Consider the following 19,183-nt stretch of genomic DNA (forward strand, 5'->3'; position numbering starts at 1 on the left):
ACCACTGTAAAATCTTCTTAGCGAAAACAATTATGTAATATTTACTTAATAATCGAATGAAACAGAATAGGAGAAAAGTTGAAATGGATCTACATATAACTAAAGATTTAAATGAGAAAGATAAAAATTATATTAATAGTAGTTTGTATGAATTTAATTTAAAACATTTTCCTGAAGATTTAAGGGGCAGATATCAAGAGATTAATATATTTCTTAAGAATGAAAATGGTAATGTGCGTGGCGGAATATTAGGTGAGATTTGTTGGAATTGGTTAGAAATTCATACTTTTATGATTGATGAAGATATTCGTAAACATGGATATGGAACCAAATTGTTACTTGAAGTTGAACAAATTGCACTTGAAAAGAATTGTGACTTCATAAAGGTAGATACTTTGAGCTTTCAGGCTTTAGATTTTTATAAAAAGTTCGGCTATCATGTTTATGGAACACTTGATAAAGTGGGAAGAGATTATGAGCATTTCTTTTTAAAAAAAGATTTATCATTTTAAAGTACTTAGTGAATATCATATCAGTTAAATTTGAGGACGTTCAAATGAAACCAAGATTAAATACGCTCAACAAATAAACGTATTTAATCATATATGAAGAGAATACAAACCGTTATAATCTCCAAACTAATGGAGATTATTTTTTTTAATTAAATAGTAGAATTTTAACTAATATTGCATAGAATAAAAAACAAATAATTTCATGTTAGGTTTTCTAACATTGTATTGACAGATTATCTAACATGAAATAAAATACTTATAGATGAACGAAAGGAGCATTGCTATGAATGATCAAGTAAGACGCTCAACGCCACTTTTCCCAATCGGAATAGTCATTTCGTTAACTGAATTATCCGCAAGACAAATTCGATATTATGAAGAGCATGATTTAATACGTCCAGCTCGTACTGAAGGTAATCGTAGATTATTTTCTTTCAATGATGTCGATCGATTATTAGAGATAAAAACTTTTATAGAACAAGGCTTAAATTTAGCAGGAATTAAAGAAGTACTCAATTTAAAATCGTCAGAAAAATCCAAAGAAACAGTGGTTCAACAAGTCATTGTTGAAAAATCAATATCAGATGAACAGCTTCGAAAAATGCTTCGTCAAGAGTTATATCAAAATGGTAAATTAGGTAGAACTTCTTTACGACAAGGAGATATGTCTCGATTCTTTCATTAAGTTATTGATTAAATCCGGATTATTCTAGCTTTTATATTTATATGGGGGGAAATATAAATGAAAAAGGAAACGATTTTAAATAGTGTTGAAGAACACAGTCTTGAATTTGTACAGTTATTTTTTACAGATGTAGAAGGGGTATTCAAACAATTAGAACTACCAATCACACAAATTGAAAAAATACTTAATAATGAAACTATGTTTGATGGCTCTAGTATTAACGGATTCACAAAAATTGAAGCAAGTGATATGATGCTTTTCCCAGATTTGAATACTTGGAAAGTCGATACTATTGAAAAAGTTGGACTCTTCATTTGTGATGTTCATTATCCGAATGGTACACCTTTTGAAGGTGATCCAAGAAATGTGCTTAAACGAGCAATTGAAAAAGCGACTGACAAGGGATTTGCTTCTTTTAATGTAGGACCTGAACCTGAGTTCTTCTTATTTAATAAGGAAGGAAATCAGTTAGTTCCAAATGACAATGGTGGATATTTTGATGTAGCCCCCCTAGATAAAACAGTTACAATACGACGTGAAATTACGAAGGCCCTGCAGGCGTTAGGGTTAGAAGTTGAGGCTTTACATCACGAAGTTGCAATCGGTCAACATGAGATCGATTGGAAATACGCACCAGGATTACAAACAGCTGATAATATTCAATTATTTAAATATACAGTTAAAACAATTGCTGAGAAAAATGGTTTAGTTGCTACATTCATGCCAAAACCAATTTTTGGAGAAAATGGCTCAGGTATGCATTGTCATATGAGTCTAGGAAATGATAATGGTAATGCCTTTTATGATCAGCATGATTCAATTGGATTATCTGAAACAGCGCGACAATTTATTGCAGGTGTATTAACACATGCTCGTGCAAATGCTTCAGTTACAAATCCAACAGTTAATTCATATAAGCGTTTAGTTCCAGGCTATGAAGCACCAGTTTATGTAGCTTGGTCACAAAGTAATCGTACATGTACAATTCGTATACCAGCTGCAAGAGGTGCAGGTACTAGAATCGAAGTGCGAAATCCAGACCCATCTGCAAATCCTTATTTAGCTTTAGCTGTTTTATTATCAGCCGGCTTGGATGGTATTGAAAGAAAGTTAACACCTCCAGTCGAGCGTAGTGAAAACCTGTATTTGATGGATGACGTAACTAGAAAAGCAGAAGGCATTGAAACATTGCCTGGAAGCTTACTTGAAGCAGTTACTGAACTAGAAAACAGTGAATTCCTACAGCAAGTTTTAGGGAAACATGTATTTTATTCATTCCTTCAAAACAAAAAAGATGAATGGGATGCATATCGATTACGTGTATCGGAATGGGAAAAAGAAACATATTTAAACTGCTAATCACTAAACTTAAAATAAAAAAATAGAAAAGTGGAAGTAGCATATCTCTACTTTTCTATTTTAAAGTGTGTTAGACTAATTTTGTTTGTTGCATACGAAAGGGGAACTTTTATAATGGCTAAGTTTACAAAAGAAGATATTTTCCGTATTTCAAAAGAACAAAACGTAAAGTACATACGTCTACAATTTACGGATTTACTAGGGATTATCAAAAACGTTGAAATACCAGTAAGTCAGCTTGAAAAAGCTTTAGACAATAAAATGATGTTTGACGGTTCTTCAATCGAAGGATTCGTTCGTATCGAAGAATCAGATATGTATTTATTCCCTGATTTAGACACTTGGGTAGTTTTCCCATGGACTGCTGAAAAAGGAAAAGTAGCTCGTTTAATCTGTGATATTTACAATGCAGATGGCACTCCATTTGAAGGAGATCCTCGTAATAACTTAAAACGTATGTTAAAAGAAATGGAAGCTTTAGGCTTCACAGATTTCAACTTAGGGCCTGAGCCAGAATTCTTCTTATTTAAATTAGATGAAAAAGGTGAACCTACTCTTGAGTTAAATGATAAAGGTGGTTACTTCGACTTAGCACCAACTGATTTAGGTGAAAACTGCCGTCGTGATATCGTTCTTGAACTTGAAGAAATGGGCTTTGAAATCGAAGCATCTCACCACGAAGTAGCTCCAGGACAACATGAAATTGATTTCAAATATGCTGGTGCAATTAAAGCTTGTGATGACATTCAAACATTTAAATTAGTTGTAAAAACAATCGCACGTAAACATGGTTTACACGCGACATTCATGCCAAAACCATTATTTGGTGTAAACGGATCAGGTATGCACTGTAACTTATCATTATTTACAAATGGCAAAAACGCATTTTACGATGAGACTGGTGAATTAGGTTTAAGTGAAACTGCACGTCACTTCATCGCAGGGATCTTAAAACATGCTCCGAACTTTACAGCTGTTACAAACCCAACTGTAAACTCATACAAACGTTTAGTACCTGGCTATGAAGCTCCATGTTACGTTGCTTGGTCTGCAAGAAACCGTAGTCCACTAATTCGTATTCCTGCATCTCGTGGCTTAAGCACACGTGTAGAAGTACGTTCAGTTGACCCAGCTGCAAACCCATACTTAGCATTATCAGTATTATTAGCAGCAGGTTTAGACGGAATCAAAAATAAATTAGAAGCTCCAGCTCCAGTAGACCGTAACATCTACGTTATGTCTAAAGAAGAGCGCGAAGAAGTTGGAATCATCGACTTACCAGCAACTTTAGCAGCTGCATTAGATCTATTAAAAACTGACGAAGTAATCGTTGGTGCATTAGGATCACACTTATTCGAACACTTTGTAGAAGCAAAAGAAATCGAATGGGATATCTTCCGTACTCAAGTTCACCCTTGGGAAAGAGATCAATACATGTCAGTATATTAATCAAATCAACCCTTGACGCTATTGGCGTTAAGGGTTTTTATTTATGGGCAGTTTGTTGGTTTCATATCAATTAATTAGGTTACCCATAAATCGCCCACAAAAGAATATATACGAAATCAACTACAAGATGGGCGGAACAGTTAAGCATGATGGAATACATAGATCTATTTACTGATTAAGAGATACAGAAAAAGAAAAGAAAGTAAGCAGAAGGCCTTTGAGGTCTGGCCGGTAAAAGTAGAACTTCAGGCGAACTGTTCAGTAGACCTTTAGGATTTACTCAGTAATAAAGGCTTTCAGCCGCAGAGCAAACCACCCGTTATCACGGCTGGTTATGTTTGAATACGTTGAACGATAAATTGAATGTTCACATTTATTTCTTAATAATTAACTTTTAAGTATATATAATTATGATAAACTATTAAAAAATATTAATAAAGATTTTTAATACGTAGTATTTAGAAGATATAACAAAATTGTGAACACTATAAGAATTGGGACTTGGAATGATTAAGGAAGTGCGCTTACGCGATATCTAACTCGAATGATCTATCAAACTAAAATTAGAATATGATATACAGACTAGTTCGAATAAAGTGATGAGATATAACCAAATTTTAGGCGTGATTGTGGATATAATAATCATTGAAGTTTATCAACGGAAAAAATGTTATTAGAGTTCTGGAGGAGTAGTAACAAAAGATGTTCAAGTAAATATGAATGAGGTTGTGCTATTGAAAGGACTATTAAAGCAATTTACATATAATACTACGAAAAAGAAAGTAATAGAAAGAAGTGAACAATTTGATTCTAGTCACAGGTGCAAAAGGTACTGTAGGTAAAGAAGTTGTGAGAGAACTGGTAAAGCTACATGCTAATTTTAAAATATCCACAAGTAAAAAAAATACTAGTGATGTTTATTTAAACTTTGAAGATCCCAAATCTATTAGACCTGCTTTTCAAGGGATTACAAAGCTTTTTTTAATACGTCCTCCACATCTTGCTGATAAGAAATATTTTGAACCAGTTATTGAAATTGCAAAAGAAGTGGGGATTGAACAAATTGTATTTTTGTCTTTATTAGGTGCTGATAAAAATAAGGTAGTTCCGCATTCCAAGATAGAGGAATTAATCATCAACTCAGGGATCCCTTATACATTTTTACGACCAAGTTTTTTCATGCAGAATTTATTAAATCAACATGTAGAAGAACTGATAAAGGAAAATATTATATTTGTACCAGCGGGTAAAGGGAAAACGAGTTTTATCGATACAAGAGATATCGGTGTGGTGGCCGCAAAAGCACTAACCGAAAATGGTCATAGGTTCAAAGCTTATTCGTTAACTGGAAATGAAGCTATTAGTTATTTTGAAGTGGCTGAGATCTTATCAAAGCACCTACAAAAAGACATAACATATACAAATCCAAGTATTTTAACCTTTTGGAGAAAAATGAGAAAAAAAGGGTTAGCTCGCGATTTTATTATAGTTATGATCGGTATATACACAACCGCAAAATTAGGACTTGCAAAAAAAATAACAACAGATTTAGAGGATTTATTAGGGAGGGAATCAACTAGGTTTGAACAATTTGTTATAGACTATTCAGACTTGCTTAAATGATGAATTGTATTCAAACTAATACATAAATTTTTTAATTTGGTAGAATAATTTCAAAGTATTTAATCTACCGGTTCTATTAATACTAAATATAGAAATTTTGTTAAGTTGCTTGAAAGTTGGTAACTCTCAAATTTACGATATACTGATTTATTTTAAATTGTTTAAAAATGAAATAGAAGTTTAGTGCACTTCGACAGATAGATGAAAAGCGCAAATAGAAGAGCTTATTCTTATACTAGATGAATAAGTTCTTTTTGTATGAGTATTAAAGATATCCATTACTGTAGAATGTTCGAACATAGAAATTTTGAAGTTCGTGAATTAGAGTCTGCTAGTTCTTTTTGTTCGAAACAAAACAGCTTAACTGAAGAACTCGATCTAAGTGAAGATAAGTATTTATTCTAACGAAAAAGTAAGGAAAATAAAGTTACTGATAAAGCATGGGAGAATATAAGAGACCAACTTGTGGTTAGTCGGTAAATGGAGGATTTACATATGGATATTTAATTTTATAAAGAAAATAATAAAATTATCATTCGCATTTTGTTGTTTTTATGTCGAATATACAGGCTGCTTTCTTTTACTTACTTAGGTATATCTGGTCTTAATTAATTGAATAATATAACCATTAAATATTTCTATCTCAGAATAATAGTTTAGCTAAGGAGAATTTAATGACCACTATTTCTAGAATTAAGTATTCAAATTGGAGATATGTAAGATTATGTCTGCAATTGATTGTAAGTTTTATTCCAATTATTATCTTAGTAAGTTCTTTAAAAACTTTACTTTATGAATTTAGAATGGTTGGCATTTTTTTATCATTTATCATTGTGATATTTGCAATAACAGCATTTTTTAACAAAAGTGAAGAATTTCTAAAGTTAACTCGAATTCTAGTTTTTTATAACTTTGGCTTAGTAATTGTCATTTTTTTAATTTATTACATATCTAATATTATGGTTATAACTAATTATTATGGTTTTGAAGGACTGTTTAGAAAAAATATAAAAATTGCTAAGTTTATCTATTTTTTACTCTGTTTTTTCCACCCAATTGCTTTGCCGATTCCAGAAGCAGTCACTGTCTTAGCTGCAAGTACAGTGTTTGGTTCTTTTTATGGTTTTATTATTGATTTTGTAGGTATAGTTTTAGGGAATATTACTATGTTTTTTTTAGCAAGATATGGAGGATTAAAGGTAGTTAATCGATTTATTAAAACAAAGCACCTTACAAAATATAATGAAATGGTTAAAAAAAATGAAACGCTATTTATTACAATTTTGTTGATTGTTCCTGTTTTGCCAGATGAAATTGTCAGTGTTGGAGCAGGAATTACTAATGTTTCCACTAAAAAATATATAATAATCGTATGTATTTCTAAATTAATAACATCTTCACTACTCGCTTACTCAATAAAATTAACTAAGATATTATCTTTATCAACAAACCAAATAATAATATTAATTTCAATTGTAGTCCTAGTATTCTTTTTTCTTACTACATTTATAAAAAAGAAAAAGCTTAAAAAGATTTAAACTTAAAAAAGGAGCCTAAAGCTCCTAAATTAATTCCTATATTAAATTCTCTTGTAAATATATAATGCACTTATCTTTAGCCAGATTACAATAAAGGTGAAAATATGCGAGTTAGTGACTCAATTAACTTTTTAAATAAACTACGTTCTATAAATTGCTTACGATCTAATTGAGTAGAAACAGAAAAATCATTTAAAAAGGATTGGTTCACTTGAACAACAGCATCTGATTCATATAAAAACGAAGTTAACTCATAATTTAAATGCAAACTTCTTACATCTAAATTAGCAGTACCAACTGAAGCGATTTCATTATCGATTAAAATAACCTTTGAGTGAAGGAAATTCTTTTGATATGTATAAATTTTCACGCCACTTTCTAATAGGGGAGCGAAATATGACTTAGATGCTGAATCACTCAAAATACTATCGCTTTTTCCTGGATAAATTATTCGTACATCTAATCCAGACATTGCTTTAAGTTTTAAAATCGTGAAAATTTCTTGGTCTGGAACGAAATAAGGAGTGGCAATCCAGATACTGTTTTCAGCGATTGTAAGCAGAGTATGAAAAGCATTCCTCATGGTTGGTTCCTTCGTGTCGGGTCCACTTCCAAAAATTTGAACAGCACCTTTTACCTTATTACTTTCATTTTGAAGAAATTGAACATAACTTTTTGTATGATTATAATTTAATCTGTTAATTTGAATTTTTTCACAAGAATGATCAGATGTAGAATAATGCCAGTCTTGCAAAAATATGTTTTGAAGCTCCTCAACGGCACTTCCTTCTATGAATAAATGGGTATCCCTCCAAAATCCAATTTTTGATCTACCTAAATATTCATCACCTACATTTAGTCCTCCAGTGAAACCTTTAATCCCATCTATCACAACAATTTTTCTATGGTTTCGATAATTTATTGTACCCATTGACCAAGGAGAAATCGGATCAAATATTGATACTTTAACACCAGCAGTCCTCAATTTTTTTAACAATTTCTTCTTTAAACTTTTACTTCCTAAACCATCAACTAATAAGCGAACTACAACACCTTCATTCACTTTCATCCTTAAGATGTCAAGTAATTCGCTACCGATTGTATCTGCTCGAAAGATATAGTACTGAATATAGATATAGTTTTTTGCATCTAGGAGAGCTTCTTTGAGTTTTGAAAACATTTCGTCACCATTAATTAATAATGAAGCACTTGAATTGCTGTTAATGGAAACCCCTGTAAACTTTTCAATGATGGTACTCAATTTTTGCGATTTTATTGAGAGAGTATTACATTTAATATCATTCTTTTCACTCAAAACTTGAGGTGTTATAAACTTTGAATGAAGGATTAATTTTTTTCGCCGCCTCTTTAACCGACCAAATAGAACGTATAATAAAACGCCGAAAGTAGGTGCTACGGAGAATAATAATAACCAGGAAATCGTACTTTGAGGATTCCGATTTTCTAAAAATAAATTACATGAAATTCCAATTACACTTATGATGATCATCCAATGCATTGTTTGATAGAGTTCTTGTGACTGACTCATTAAAAGTTCCCAAAAAATCAGTAAGAATAAAGCGATTAAAGTTTTAGTGATATTTGTGCTAATTATAAAACACCTTCAATCTACTTATTACTTTGTAGTACTTATATTAATTTTTCCATTCTTAAATTTGATATACATAATCAAAACACGCAAAAAAATTTAAAAGTTCTTTATGATTTCTTAAGAATTACTAATAAAAACGTGGAGGGAAATTTAATAAGTTTAGACGAAAATATGAATGCTTAATTATTAAACTATGAAATGAGGAAAGAAAGTGAAATATCGTGTAATCACTTTATTGGCTAGTTGGAGTATTCTTTTAGTTTGTATGTATGCATTCGGGATAATACCATTTTCTAAGAATGAATTAATTCAATTTATAACAGATCGACAGGACTATGCTCTTTTATTATACTTTGTTATTTTTTCATTAAGATTTGTATTAATGATACCAAGTTCTTTGTTTTTACTGACTGGGATTTTTCTTTTTAATCCGTGGATTGTCTTATTATTTTCACTGGGATCTATGTTTATTACTGAAAGTATCATTTTCATCATTGGTAAAAAAATAAATAAATCACTATGGTATAAAAACTTCCTAAACAAACATCCAAAAATAGGACAAAGAATAAAGAAAAATCAATATTGGATGCTCTTTATTCTAGGTGCAGTTCCAACATGCCCAACTGATGCTGCCTGTTTAATTTCATCTGCATCGGGAATGAGGTATAGACCATACATTATGATCGTTTTGTTAAGTAACACTTTTTATGCTTTATGGTATGTATTATTGGGAACATATGTCCACTTATAATCATTAAGTTTGAATTTAGGCCTCTTTAAAATTCTTAAGAAATTTAGTGACTTTTTCTTCAGATATTTATTTTATTATGATTTCAGCATAATAAGTTAAATATTTGGAGGTTAAAATTATGAAAAAGTTTTTATTTCTATTTCAATATATATTAAGACCTAGAACTGTTGGCGCATTAATGCCAAGTTCATCGTTTTTGGCTGAAAAAATGTTAGATGATATTAATTTTAAGACAGCTAAAACAATTATTGAATACGGTCCAGGTACAGGAGTTTTTACTGAAAAATTACTTGAGCTTAAATTGCCAACTACAAAAATTATTTTAGTAGAAAAAAATCATGAGTTTTATAACCATTTAATTAGAAAGTTTGGAGATAATCATAATGTAACGATTATTAATGATAGTGCAGAAAGTATTATGAAGTATTTAGAAGAGTTTGGAATAGATAATGTCGATTATGTCATTTCTGGTCTACCATTTACTAGTTTACCCTTAAACGTATCAAAAACTATTTTATTTAACACCAAAAAGATACTCGCAGATCAAGGTAGATTTGTTACATTCCAATATACTCAAAGAAAAATGAAATTTATTAATACCTACTTTGAAAATATAGATATTAAAAGAGAATATAGAAATTTCCCACCAGCATATGTATTAAGTTGCAATAATTAGATATGAGTACTGTTTAGAAAGGAGTAGGGAAACTTGATAAGTAAAATATTAGTTGTAGATGATGATGAAAAAATAAAAAAATTAATTTCAATTTATCTTGAAAATGAAGGGTTTTCGACTACTTTAGCAGAAGATGCAGAGGAAGCTCTTGAACTTTTAAAAGATGAAGATTTTGATTTAATTATATTAGATATTATGCTCCCAAAAATAAATGGAATAGAAGCCTGCATAATGATTCGAGAGGAAAGGACACTACCGATCATTATGCTTTCGGCAAAATCTGAAGATCTAGACAAAATACAAGGATTAAGCTCAGGTGCAGATGATTATTTAACTAAACCATTTAATCCACTTGAGTTGATCGCTAGAGTAAAATCTCAGCTAAGAAGATATAAAAAATATAACAATATACAAAAGAATGATGAAGTAGTATTAGTATTTGGTGACTTGCAAGTAAATACAGAGACAAGGCAAGTTTGGATACGAAAGAACGAAAAAAGACTAACACCAAAAGAGTTTGATATATTAGAATTACTAGTCCGAAATAAAGGAATCGTACTAAGTGTTAGTAAGATTTATGAAGCAATTTGGAAAGAAGACTTTTTAAAATCAGATAATACCGTAATGGTCCATATAACAAATATTAGAGAAAAAATTGAAGATGATCCTAAACATCCTATTTATATTAAAACAGTTTGGGGAATTGGATACAAAGTATGAAGAATTTAATTCATAACTGGCAAAGAATTAGTATTCAGTTATTAGTAGCAATCACAATTAGTTTCGGTGTTTCTTTAATTGTTACGATTTTTATTTCACAAATTTTTATAGGACCTTATTTTGTTTCTCATCAAAATAAGGTAAGTCCATTACAATATAATCTCATTATTATTCCAACTTTTGTAATTATCATATTAAGTTTCATTGTTAGTTTTCTGTTACTAATTAGAAAAAAGATTCTTTATTTAAAAGAAATTTCAAGTACTGTTCAAATAATTTCGCAAGGTAAACTTGGAGCTGTGATTGAGGTAAAAGGGCGAGACGAATTGACTCAGTTGAGTATGAATATTAATACAATGTCGAAGGAGTTAGAGCGGAAATTTAAAAATGAACGTCAAATTGAAAATATCAAAAATGAATTGATAACTAGTGTTTCGCATGATCTAAGAACACCACTAACCTCAATATTAGGGTATAGTAATTTGTTGAAGAATAGAGAATACAAGAATGAAAATGAATTAGTCGAATACTTAAATACAATCTATACAAAATCGAATGATTTAAAGAATTTAATCAATGAACTTTTTGAATTTACGAGGTTATCTAGTCCAGATATTATCCTATCAAAACAAAAGGTTGATTTTAGTCAGTTGATTGAACAAATAATAGGTGAGAATATACCTATTTTTCAAAAAGAAGGATTAAAGATTAAAAAGGAGTCGATTGCGGAAGATATAGAAATTAATATTGATGTCGAAAAAATGGTTAGAGTTTTTGATAACCTATTTATGAATGCAATGAAATATAGTGTTAAACCTTCAACTATAAAAGTAAATCTAACTCAAAGATCTAATGAAGTATTACTTTCGATATCGAATCACGGAATAAATGTAAACCCAGGAAGTCTTGAACGGTTTTTTGAAAAATTTTATCGTGAAGATTCATCAAGAAAGAGTGAAGGTAGTGCTGGATTAGGACTTGCTATATCTAAACGAATAGTTGAACTACATAAAGGAAGTATTTGGGTCGAACTTAAAGATGATTGGATAACTTTTTTTGTGAAGTTAAATAAAAAAGTGTTATAACTCTTAAGAAGTGATTCCAAGTTCCATCCTATTACGTTTTTACATAGTAAAATGAGTCGTTTTTAATAAAAACGACTCATTGTTTCATACAAAATGCTAATTTAACTTAACGCATCCATTTTATTCCAGTATTTGGATTCATCCCCTGTACTCTAACCACTTCAATCCAAATCATAGCAAAAGGCTCTAAATATCTTGAGAAATAAAGTTTACCAACTATTAATGGATCAAAACCAATTTCTTCAATGAGTTGTGACACTTTTAAATTAGCATCTTCGTGATCCCCTGCAATAAGCATCGTTATCTTTTCTCCATTTACCGTTGGGTCAATCATTTTTTCTAGTCCAACTGTATTTAATGTTCTAACGACTTTTGCTGTTGGTATTATTTTTTGTATTTCTTCGGCATTTGAAGTAGTAGTACCTCTTGTTAACTTTAAACCTTCACCAATGGGGTTAGTTAAATCAATTACTATTTTTCCATCTATTTCTATGATGTTTTTAACGGCACTTTCTACAGCATTACCTGGAGCAGCAAGAATGATTAGATCATTATTAATTGCAATATCTTTCGTTTCCACATAACTAAACGGAGGATTACAGTTTGATTACTTTTCTAAATTTACTCCAAATGTAATTTCATGATTGTACTTTATCAATCTATTTGCAATAACCTTCCTGATTTGACCATTCGAATAGTATAACCTGTATAGAGATGCAGATCGAAAATAAGTTTTTTCCTTAATTGAAGAGAAGTCCGAACAATTAATTCATTTCAGTTGGAAATGCTTAGATGATTAAAAAAGAAGATTTACGTTGCGTAAATCTTCTTTTTGTTACTTTAAAGTTAGTAACTTACATTCAGTACAACATTACTAACTGTATATTTACTATTGCTATAGTATCCTTTTGTGTTTGCGTCTTTAATAAACTTTAATGTAAATTTAGGGCCTGATTCGTAACTATCACCATATAAATAAGAAACATTTGTATCGACCAATCTTGTAATTGTCGTAGTTGTTTCATACGCTGCAAAGATATCCGAAGAATCTCGAATCGTCGAATAGTATGGTGTTGTAATTAATGATTTAGATGATGTGATTGATTTCGTGCTCGTATTATAAGTATCACCAGATGTTAAATAACTTACTTTTACATTATTTGCCGTAAACGATGAAGCTGTTCCGTAAGTTGCATTTGTTGAGTCTACTATGAAAACACCGTGTTCACCATAAACTTTTCCAGTAGTACCGTTCAAATAAAGTGCTGTGTTTTCGTCAATTCCAAAGCCTACTTTTTGACCTAAGTCTCTTTCAGCTAAAAGAATACGACCTATGCGACCTCTTGCATCGAAATGTGTATCAATTGCAGCATTTACAAAACCGAAACCTGTTGTATATCCACCATTATCTGGATATTGAGAATCAGCTAGTGAGATGTCACTGATTTTCTTAGACAATAAACGATTGTAATATAAGTATCCGTAACTTACACCTTCACCGTAAGTTTTCGGACTTTGGACAGCAGTCCCAGCACTTGTACCAGAAATAATAGCTCCAGCTACAGCTCTTTGTTGGATTGCTGCAAAAAGTGGGGTAGGCGTTCCATCGTCTTTTAGTAAACTTCTTACATGACGGGACTGATCCCCACCGTTAAAGAATATAACGTCTGCTGAGTTAATTAGATCAATATTACTTTGCTTATAAGCTTCTGTTGTATAATTATCAACTGCCACAGGGATAAATACAGGTTTAAAACCATAACTAGTAAACAAATTTTTATATGATAAGTGACCTGTAATATCATTGGTGTATGCGTCTAATGCAGTTGCGTAGTCAGCAGCTGCACTACATACAATTGCAACTACTGGATTGCTTTTGCCAGTAGCGGCTTTTAGCGCATTGTAAATTTCGACATTACTATCATCAATTGCACCACCCATTAAAAATATTTTAGGTGCAGCTGCAGCTTCAACACTTTTTTCAGCTCGTAAGAAAGAAGTTCCAAAAACTAACGAAAATACTAAAACGAATGACAATGCGATTGAAATCTTAAACTTGTTCATCTTCATTATTAATACCTCCTGAAATTTGTTATTCAAAAGTGCCTTTTACAATCGGAATACCTTCTTCAACCATTTTTTTCCCAAGTGCAAATACTGTTTCAATTTCCAAAGTATCTTGATTTAACATGACAATATCAGCATCGTTGCCAGGTTTTAAGTTACCTTTGTGTGATAGTTTTAGCACGTGTGCAGGGTTTGAAGTAATGACTTGTAATGCTACTTCTAATGGAATTCCTTCATCAATTACTCCATCTCTTACTTCTTGATATAAAGATGTAATTTTTCCTATTTGAAGTCCTAAATAGTCTCCATTCGTATCAAAAAAGGGAAGACTTGCCTGACCATCAGATGAAAAAGTTATGTTCTCAATCTGAACTCCTTCTTCAAGCATAACTCGTAATCCCTTGCTACACTTTACTTCGCCTTCTTCTAAAAACTGAGGAATTGTGCTTGTAGTAAAATCTACAAATCCACCTTTAAGTGCATAATCAATACCGGCTTTAAACAATTCTTCATTCCGATTAATATGAGTCGGGTGAAACTGACGAATTGGAATATTTGTCTGTTCAACTAGTTGATGTAGAAGTGAGAGTTTATCTTTGCCATCACCGACATGAATTTCTAAGATGCCAGCCTTTCCAGATAAAATTCCTCCATTACGTGCAGCAGATGCGATTTTTGCAAGTTCTTCAATAGTTGGTTCTGAGGAACGATGGTCTGCAATAGCAATTTCACCAACACCAATAATCTTATCAATTAGAATAATATCACTTTGAATTGATTCTGTTAGTGTCTTTACAGGGATTTGATAAGAACCAGTGTGAATATAACAAGTAATCCCTTCTTCTTCTAAACCACGTGCTTTTGCAAGCAAATTCTCCATTGTTCTTGTTGTACCGTCTGTACCTAATACACCAACTACTGTCGTAACACCAGCAGAAGTAACATTAGTAAGCATGAGTTCTGGAGTGCGTGTTTTATATCCGCCTTCACCACCACCTCCAATGATATGTACATGTGAATCAATAAAACCTGGTACAACTAAAGAGTTGGAGGCATCTATGACATCGCAAGAAGGAAAGTCAGGTGGAATGGTGATATGATCGGCTATCATTTCAATTTTTCCTCCTGCTATAAGTAGATCTTTTCTGCCAATAGAGTGTGGTGTGTATACTTGACCGTTTTTTATTAAAGTTAACAACTTTTTTCTCCTCCTAAATCCTTTGTTAATTCATTAAAAAGGACCGTAGTTCATTAAGTGAGCGATTACAACTGCAACTAAACCAATTACATATTGTACTAATATTAATGGGAAAATCCATTTCGCCCATTTTGTCCAAGGTATACCTGCAATTGCTAATCCTGCCATTAAAGTTCCTGCTGTTGGGAAAATAATATTACCGATTCCATCAGCAAAAGAGAATGATAGAACAGCAGTTTGTCGGGTAATTCCTAGTAAATCAGCAAGCGGAGCCATAATTGGCATTGTTAACATGGCATGACCGCTACCTGAAGCTAAAATAAAGTGAATTGCCGCTTGGAAATTATACATTCCAATTACACTTAAAGAAGCAGGGATATGTTTAATGACTTCAGATACTCCGTGAAGCATTGGATCAACAATATGACCTTGATTTAAAACAACTAGAATTGCACGGGAAACACCTATAATAAGAGCACCGCTAATTAAAGAAGCAGATCCTTGTGTAAATGATTTAACTACGTCATCGATTGATAATCTACCAATTATTCCAATTGCAATCGTTAAGATGATAAATAAAGAAGCAATTTCAGTAATATACCATTGATATTTAATAACTCCAAAAGCTAAAATAATATAATTTATAAGAAAAGCAGTTAAAATCCATTTATGTCTAGAAGATAATTTAGCTTTAGAAGTTACTAGATCGTTAGTTTGTTCAATTGAATACTTACCATAGAATCCTATGTTTGGATTTTTCTTTACTTTCATAGCGTAACGATAAATAAAAATAACTGATACTAAATAAACGATTACAAATAGGACAAGTCTAAAGCCCATACCAGAAAATGTAGGAAGTTCTGCGATTCCTTGAGCTATACCAACTGTAAACGGATTCATAATCGCTGTTGTAAAACCTGCTGACGCTCCAACTAATACGATTGCAGTACCAGTCATAGTGTCAAAGCCTAAAGCAAGTGCTAACGGAACCAGAAGTGGAATATAAGCTAAAGTTTCTTCAGCCATCCCCATTAATGAACCACCAACTGCAAAGAACAACATCATAATAGGAATTAATAACTTTTCTCGAGTAGCAAGTTTTCTAGCCATCGTTGAGATTAACACTTCAATTGTGCCAGTAGCACTTAAAACACCAAAAAATCCTCCAATTATTAAAACGAAGAAAATGATATTACCTGCTTCTACCATACCCGAATGAATGGCTTTTACCATATCGAAAAGCCCAACTGGTGTAGCAGCGATTGATTTAAAAGAATTCGGATCGACTGATGAATGTCCGTTAACGTCGATATGGGCATATTCCCCAGTAGGTAATACGTAAGTAAGAGCTGTCGCGATTAATAAAATTACTAAAAGCAATGCAAAAACATTAATTTTACGCTCTTTCTTAATTTTTGTCTCAGGTGTCATTTTATTTGCGTGAATTTGTGACATAGGTCCAACTCCTTTTAGTGGTTGAGTAGCTAATAGATTATAATAGAAATTGATAAATAAAACGCTTCCAAGTTTTCCCTCCCAAATTTAAATTCTCAAAATCTATTAAAATGGCTATAACATTCTACAAGCAAGTAGCGTGCCAACTTGAAATGTCTTATTTTTAAGAAAATTTGATAGATTCTTTAGTTTAAATGGTTCTTTTTGGTTTATTTAGTGTTATAATAAAACCAATTTTATCAAATATGGAGAAAAATGAAAGATGAAAAATTCGCTAACATTAATAACAGGCAGTTCAAAAACAAGACAAGCTTTGTCTAATCAACTAACTCAATTGCTAGAAGAATACATAACGATTAACTCTTATGCAATCGACGAGGGAGAACATAAAGCGTTTAAGGATGAAATTATACTGTTTTCGTCAGAGGCAGTAAAAGTTGACACTGAAAAATTTGCACAATTAAGTGCTAAACAAATCATTGTTGGGAAAAGAACTCTTAATCATGAAAATGTAGACAAATTATTGAGAATTGAGGAGGGGACAAAAGTTCTTGTAGTTAATGATGATTTTCATTCAACAGTCGAACTTATACAGTCCTTGTACCAATTGGGGATTAATCATTTGGAGTATGTTCCATTTAAAAGTGATCAACTATATTATCCAGATATTAATCTTTCGGTTTCACCAGGTGAAACTCATTTAAGTCCATCATATATAAAACATGTATTGGATATCGGTGTAAGACTTTTTGATATCTCTACAATTTTACACATTGTAGAATATTTTCATTTTAACGATAATATAGCAACATTAATTTCAGAGAAGTATTTACGCAATATTATTGAATTACATAGAGAACTTTTCAATGCAGAACAAAGTGTAAAGAAAGTAAATAGACATATCCAAAGTGTTGTAAATACGGTTGATGATGGAATTTTAGCCATTGATGGATATAAAAGAATAACGGTGCTAAATGATCGGATTATTAAGTTGTTTAAATTAACTAAAAGTAACTATGAAGGTAAGTATATAGACGAGATTATTAAGGAACAAAATATAAGAGACTTTATTTTAAACGGTAAAGATGAATCTAAATTTTTTTCAATTGACAATATAGATATTGTAATCTATCGGACGTATAGTCATGAAGATGATCGGGTTGTTGCTACTTTTAAGAGTGTTAATCAAGCATTTGAAATAGAAAAAACAGCGCAGAGAGAGTTTAGAAAGCAGGGCTTTTATGCAAGGTATGACTTTGCGGATATTATTGGAGAGAGTGACACAATTTTAGAATGTAAACGTATAGCAACAAAACTTGCAAAAGCAGAGCATCCTATTTTAATTCAAGGTGAAACGGGTACAGGTAAAGAGCTTTTTGCACACGCAATCCATAAACAATCAAACAGAAAAAACGGCCCTTTTTTAGCCATAAATTGTAGTGCTTTTACTGAAAGTTTACTAGAAAGTGAACTATTTGGTTATGAAGATGGTACGTTTACTGGGGCAAAAAAAGGTGGGAAACAAGGTCTTTTTGAAATTGCTGATGGAGGAACGATTTTCTTAGATGAAATAGGTGACATCAGTTTAAATGTTCAATCACATTTACTTCGTGTTCTCCAAGAACAAGAAATTCGTAGAATAGGTGGCAGAAAAATAATTCCTATTAATGTTCGCATAATTGCAGCAACTAACAAAGATATCCATCATAAAATCTCAGACGGCTCATTCCGTTCAGATTTGTATTACAGATTAAATGTCTTAAATCTCATTATCCCACCTTTACGCTTAAGAAGAACAGACATACCCTTGCTTGTTCAACACTTTATCTCTAAAAGTGGAAAAGGGGTTTCGATTAAGGAAGAAGCATTAAATGAATTAATGGGTTTAAATTGGTTAGGTAATATAAGGGAATTGAAATCAGTTATTGATTATATGCTTACTGTTTGTGAGGGGAATACGATATCTCAAAATGACTTTCCTCATTATAACTATACAGAGAACAGTGAGCACCAAAAAACAGATCCAAATCAAAATCAATTTGAACTTCCTACAAGTGTTCTTGAAATTGAAGAATCTGTTACAATTCTTGAAACAATAAAGAAATGTAATGATTTAGGTAAAGCAGCAAGTAGAGACCTTATTTCTAGCTCGAGTGAGGAAAAAGGTAGATACTTATCTCCACAGCAAATTAGACTTCGATTAGAAATTATGGGGAATAAGGGCTTCATAACAAAAGGAAGAGGAAGAGCAGGTACGAAGATTACTACTATTGGAATTGACTACTTGTATTTTCTAAAAGCTAACATAAAAAATAAACTCCTTTGAGTTTTCTTAATAGTTATAATTTGGTTAAATTTGGTTGTTTTTATTCACCCAAAAATAGTTATTAAATGGAATAACTCGTATTAAAACCTTGACTAGTCAATCTACTTATTTTTGGTATAAAACTTGC

Annotated in this window: 16 protein-coding genes; 11 read left to right on the forward strand and 5 right to left on the reverse strand. The window is 31.6% G+C overall.

What is annotated here, in order from left to right; genetic code table 11:
- The first annotated feature begins 83 nt into the window (after positions 1-83).
- From ACFWM3_RS18070 to ACFWM3_RS18095, 6 genes are all read left to right on the forward strand, one after another.
- Positions 84-512, forward strand: a complete 429-nt coding sequence (locus ACFWM3_RS18070) for a GNAT family N-acetyltransferase (RefSeq protein WP_390312333.1) — start codon at positions 84-86, stop codon at positions 510-512.
- Between the two features lie 283 nt (positions 513-795).
- Positions 796-1,197: a MerR family transcriptional regulator gene (locus ACFWM3_RS18075; RefSeq protein ID WP_056470089.1), complete on the forward strand. Its 402-nt coding sequence runs from the start codon at positions 796-798 to the stop codon at positions 1,195-1,197.
- A 57-nt stretch (positions 1,198-1,254) separates the two neighbouring features.
- A complete protein-coding gene (locus ACFWM3_RS18080; RefSeq protein WP_390312334.1) occupies positions 1,255-2,556 on the forward strand; it encodes a glutamine synthetase family protein in 1,302 nt (433 codons plus the stop codon).
- Positions 2,557-2,670: 114 nt separating this feature from the next.
- Complete coding sequence (glnA, locus tag ACFWM3_RS18085; RefSeq protein WP_056470085.1) at positions 2,671-4,005, forward strand: type I glutamate--ammonia ligase; 1,335 nt, start codon at positions 2,671-2,673, stop codon at positions 4,003-4,005.
- A gap of 804 nt (positions 4,006-4,809) precedes the next feature.
- Complete coding sequence (locus ACFWM3_RS18090) at positions 4,810-5,628, forward strand: SDR family oxidoreductase (protein ID WP_390312335.1); 819 nt, start codon at positions 4,810-4,812, stop codon at positions 5,626-5,628.
- 674 nt (positions 5,629-6,302) lie between these two features.
- A complete protein-coding gene (locus ACFWM3_RS18095; RefSeq protein WP_390312336.1) occupies positions 6,303-7,166 on the forward strand; it encodes a TVP38/TMEM64 family protein in 864 nt (287 codons plus the stop codon).
- Positions 7,167-7,251: 85 nt separating this feature from the next.
- Here ACFWM3_RS18095 and cls read toward each other — a convergent pair whose 3' ends face one another.
- Positions 7,252-8,715 (reverse strand): cardiolipin synthase, encoded by a 1,464-nt coding sequence (gene cls / locus ACFWM3_RS18100; RefSeq protein ID WP_390312338.1) that lies wholly within the window; start codon positions 8,713-8,715, stop codon positions 7,252-7,254.
- Positions 8,716-8,989: 274 nt separating this feature from the next.
- On the opposite strand from cls, the gene ACFWM3_RS18105 reads away from it, so the two are divergent.
- The 4 genes from ACFWM3_RS18105 to ACFWM3_RS18120 all read left to right on the forward strand — a co-directional run bounded on the left by ACFWM3_RS18105 (position 8,990) and on the right by ACFWM3_RS18120 (position 12,010).
- Entirely contained in the window at positions 8,990-9,529 is a 540-nt protein-coding gene (locus ACFWM3_RS18105; RefSeq protein WP_056476453.1) for a TVP38/TMEM64 family protein, read from the forward strand.
- Between the two features lie 118 nt (positions 9,530-9,647).
- Complete coding sequence (locus ACFWM3_RS18110) at positions 9,648-10,205, forward strand: class I SAM-dependent methyltransferase (protein WP_056476456.1); 558 nt, start codon at positions 9,648-9,650, stop codon at positions 10,203-10,205.
- A gap of 33 nt (positions 10,206-10,238) precedes the next feature.
- Complete coding sequence (locus ACFWM3_RS18115) at positions 10,239-10,925, forward strand: response regulator transcription factor (protein ID WP_056476459.1); 687 nt, start codon at positions 10,239-10,241, stop codon at positions 10,923-10,925.
- Positions 10,922-12,010, forward strand: a complete 1,089-nt coding sequence (locus ACFWM3_RS18120; protein WP_390312339.1) for a HAMP domain-containing sensor histidine kinase — start codon at positions 10,922-10,924, stop codon at positions 12,008-12,010. Before ACFWM3_RS18115 ends, ACFWM3_RS18120 begins: the two co-directional genes overlap by 4 nt.
- Positions 12,011-12,116: 106 nt before the next feature.
- Here ACFWM3_RS18120 and ACFWM3_RS18125 read toward each other — a convergent pair whose 3' ends face one another.
- The 4 genes from ACFWM3_RS18125 to ACFWM3_RS18140 form a co-directional block, all read right to left on the reverse strand.
- A complete protein-coding gene (locus tag ACFWM3_RS18125; protein ID WP_390312340.1) occupies positions 12,117-12,590 on the reverse strand; it encodes an NADPH-dependent F420 reductase in 474 nt (157 codons plus the stop codon).
- A gap of 266 nt (positions 12,591-12,856) precedes the next feature.
- Positions 12,857-14,080 (reverse strand): cyanophycinase, encoded by a 1,224-nt coding sequence (locus ACFWM3_RS18130; RefSeq protein WP_390312341.1) that lies wholly within the window; start codon positions 14,078-14,080, stop codon positions 12,857-12,859.
- 22 nt (positions 14,081-14,102) lie between these two features.
- Positions 14,103-15,275, reverse strand: coding sequence for a beta-aspartyl-peptidase (gene iadA / locus ACFWM3_RS18135; protein WP_390312342.1), 1,173 nt, complete (start codon positions 15,273-15,275; stop codon positions 14,103-14,105).
- A 33-nt stretch (positions 15,276-15,308) separates the two neighbouring features.
- A complete protein-coding gene (locus ACFWM3_RS18140) occupies positions 15,309-16,730 on the reverse strand; it encodes a YfcC family protein (RefSeq protein WP_390312343.1) in 1,422 nt (473 codons plus the stop codon).
- A gap of 262 nt (positions 16,731-16,992) precedes the next feature.
- Here ACFWM3_RS18140 and ACFWM3_RS18145 point away from each other — a divergent pair, with 262 nt between their 5' ends.
- Positions 16,993-19,056: a sigma-54 interaction domain-containing protein gene (locus ACFWM3_RS18145; protein ID WP_390312344.1), complete on the forward strand. Its 2,064-nt coding sequence runs from the start codon at positions 16,993-16,995 to the stop codon at positions 19,054-19,056.
- Positions 19,057-19,183: the final 127 nt, after the last annotated feature.

Source organism: Gottfriedia sp. NPDC058432 (assembly GCF_042721555.1).
Lineage (GTDB): Bacteria > Bacillota > Bacilli > Bacillales > Bacillaceae_G > Gottfriedia.

What these genes read in the sequence shown, in the direction of transcription:
- cls (WP_390312338.1), bottom strand. Translation starts at nt 8,715, where the DNA reads ATGAGTCAGTCACAAGAACTCTATCAAACAATGCATTGGATGATCATC.
- ACFWM3_RS18145 (WP_390312344.1), top strand. Translation starts at nt 16,993, where the DNA reads ATGAAAAATTCGCTAACATTAATAACAGGCAGTTCAAAAACAAGACAA.
- ACFWM3_RS18075 (WP_056470089.1), top strand. Translation starts at nt 796, where the DNA reads ATGAATGATCAAGTAAGACGCTCAACGCCACTTTTCCCAATCGGAATA.
- ACFWM3_RS18140 (WP_390312343.1), bottom strand. Translation starts at nt 16,730, where the DNA reads ATGTCACAAATTCACGCAAATAAAATGACACCTGAGACAAAAATTAAG.
- ACFWM3_RS18070 (WP_390312333.1), top strand. Translation starts at nt 84, where the DNA reads ATGGATCTACATATAACTAAAGATTTAAATGAGAAAGATAAAAATTAT.
- glnA (WP_056470085.1), top strand. Translation starts at nt 2,671, where the DNA reads ATGGCTAAGTTTACAAAAGAAGATATTTTCCGTATTTCAAAAGAACAA.
- ACFWM3_RS18095 (WP_390312336.1), top strand. Translation starts at nt 6,303, where the DNA reads ATGACCACTATTTCTAGAATTAAGTATTCAAATTGGAGATATGTAAGA.
- ACFWM3_RS18080 (WP_390312334.1), top strand. Translation starts at nt 1,255, where the DNA reads ATGAAAAAGGAAACGATTTTAAATAGTGTTGAAGAACACAGTCTTGAA.
- ACFWM3_RS18120 (WP_390312339.1), top strand. Translation starts at nt 10,922, where the DNA reads ATGAAGAATTTAATTCATAACTGGCAAAGAATTAGTATTCAGTTATTA.
- ACFWM3_RS18110 (WP_056476456.1), top strand. Translation starts at nt 9,648, where the DNA reads ATGAAAAAGTTTTTATTTCTATTTCAATATATATTAAGACCTAGAACT.
- ACFWM3_RS18130 (WP_390312341.1), bottom strand. Translation starts at nt 14,080, where the DNA reads ATGAAGATGAACAAGTTTAAGATTTCAATCGCATTGTCATTCGTTTTA.